The sequence below is a fragment of the Actinomadura sp. genome (assembly GCF_044508335.1).
Lineage (GTDB): Bacteria > Actinomycetota > Actinomycetes > Streptosporangiales > Streptosporangiaceae > Spirillospora.
In genome coordinates this window covers 1-1,795 of sequence record NZ_JBIQHY010000078.1, presented here as the reverse complement: position 1 = coordinate 1,795, position 1,795 = coordinate 1, and the positions used below count along the sequence as shown (strand labels likewise).

The following is a 1,795-nucleotide window of genomic DNA, read 5'->3' as shown; positions in this document are numbered from 1 at the left end:
GACGGGCGCTCGGCGCGGAGCATGACGCGGCGGAGAAGGTCGGAGAGGGTACGGCGCTCATCCGGGTCGAGGACGCCCAGCAGCCGCTGCTCCTCCCTGCCGACGCCGGCCAACGCGTCCCGCCAGGCGGCGCGCCCGGCGTCGGTGAGTTCGACGATGACGCGGCGGCGGTCGGCGGGGGACGGCGTCCGCCGGACGAAGCCGCGCCGCTCCAGGGCGTCCAGCCGGCCGGTGATCGAGTTGGGCGGCATGCCGAGGTCGGCGGCGAGCTGGGACGGTGCGGCGGTGCCGTGCCGTCCGGCGAGCGCGTGCAGCGTGTCGTACTCGTGCCAGTGCAGGCCGAGCGCGACGAGCGACTCCTCGCGGACCTGCTTGAGGTGCCGGACGAGGTACCCCATCCGGGTGACGGCGCCCTCGATGTCGGGATCGAGGTCGGGCAGGACCGGCGTCCACCGCGCCACATGCTCGTCTACCCGGTCTCGCGCCGTGTCGCCCATGCCGACGATCCTAGCGTCGCCTTCGACAGCGAATAATTCGTTGACGAATAGTTCGGTACCGAACTACATTGCGCGGCATGGCTCACCCACTGCGCGGCCGGGACTTCCGGCTGCTGTTCGCCGCGCGCGTCCTGTCCATGACCGGCGACGCCGCCGTGCCCGCGGCGCTCGCGCTCGCCGTGCTGCGCGCGACCGGCTCCACCTCCGCGCTCGCGCTCGTCCTCGGCTGCGCGATGGCGCCGCGGCTGCTCCTCCTCCCGATCGGCGGCGCCGTCGCGGACCGCTTCAACACGCGGGCCGTAGCCCTGACCACCGACCTCGCCGGCGCCGCCGCGCAGCTGTTCGCCGCGCTCGAACTCCTCGGCGGCGAGCCCCGGCTCTGGCATCTCGCCGCGGCCCAGGTGATCGGCGGCGCGGCCTCCGCCTTCCAGATGCCGACGATCTCGCCGCTGATCACCGGGACCGTCGAGCCGTCCGGGCTGCACAGGGCGAACTCCCTCATCGGCGCGGCCAACGGCGCCACCCGGCTCGCCGGGCCCGCGGTCGCCGGGACGTTCGTGCTGACCGTCGGCCCGGGCTGGACGTTCCTGCTCGACTCCGCGTCCTTCGCCGCGAGCGCCGCGCTCCTCGCGATGACGCGCGTCCGGAACGTCCCGGTGCCCCGGCGCCCGCTGCGCGCCGACCTCGCCGAAGGCTGGTCGGAGGTGCGCTCCCGCGACTGGTACTGGACGAGCCTGATCGCGCACGGCATCTGGAACGGCGCCTCCGCCGTCCTGCTCACCCTCGGCCCCGCCATCGCGGTCGAGCGGCTCGGCGGCGAGGGGACGTGGATCGCCACCGTCCAGACCGGCGCCGCCGGGCTCCTCGCCGGGGCGCTGATCGCCGGACGCGTCCGCCCGCACCGTCCCGTCCTGGTCGCGAACGCGGGCCTCGCCACCCTGGCGCTGCCCCTCGCCCTGCTGGCGGTGACCGCACCCGCGCCGCTGGTCGTCGCGTCCTACGGGCTGGCGATGAGCGGGCTGGGCGTTCTCAACCCGACATGGGAGACCGTCGTCCAGAAGAGCATCCCGCCACACGCCCTGGCGCGCGTGACCTCCTACGACTGGCTGCTCTCCCTGGCCGCCGCCCCTCTGGGCTACGCGCTGGCTCCGTGGGCGGCATCAGAGTGGGGCGCATCCACCCCCCTCTTGACCGCGGCCCTCCTGGTGGCCGCCGCGTGCCTCGGCACGACGGCGATCCCCGGCGTCCGCCACCTGACCACGCACGCCCCCGCAAAGCCCCTGCAACCCACCGCCTAG

General features: G+C 74.9%; 2 protein-coding genes. One reads left to right on the top strand and one right to left on the bottom strand.

All coding sequences use genetic code 11. The annotated features are described in order from the left end of the window. Window positions 1–497, bottom strand: a 497-nt coding sequence (locus ACIWVC_RS23405; RefSeq protein WP_396449740.1) for a MarR family winged helix-turn-helix transcriptional regulator, incomplete at its 3' end; no start/stop codon positions are given. Between the two features lie 77 nt (window positions 498–574). On the opposite strand from ACIWVC_RS23405, the gene ACIWVC_RS23400 reads away from it, so the two are divergent. After that, window positions 575–1,795 (top strand): MFS transporter, encoded by a 1,221-nt coding sequence (locus tag ACIWVC_RS23400; RefSeq protein WP_396449739.1) that lies wholly within the window; start codon window positions 575–577, stop codon window positions 1,793–1,795.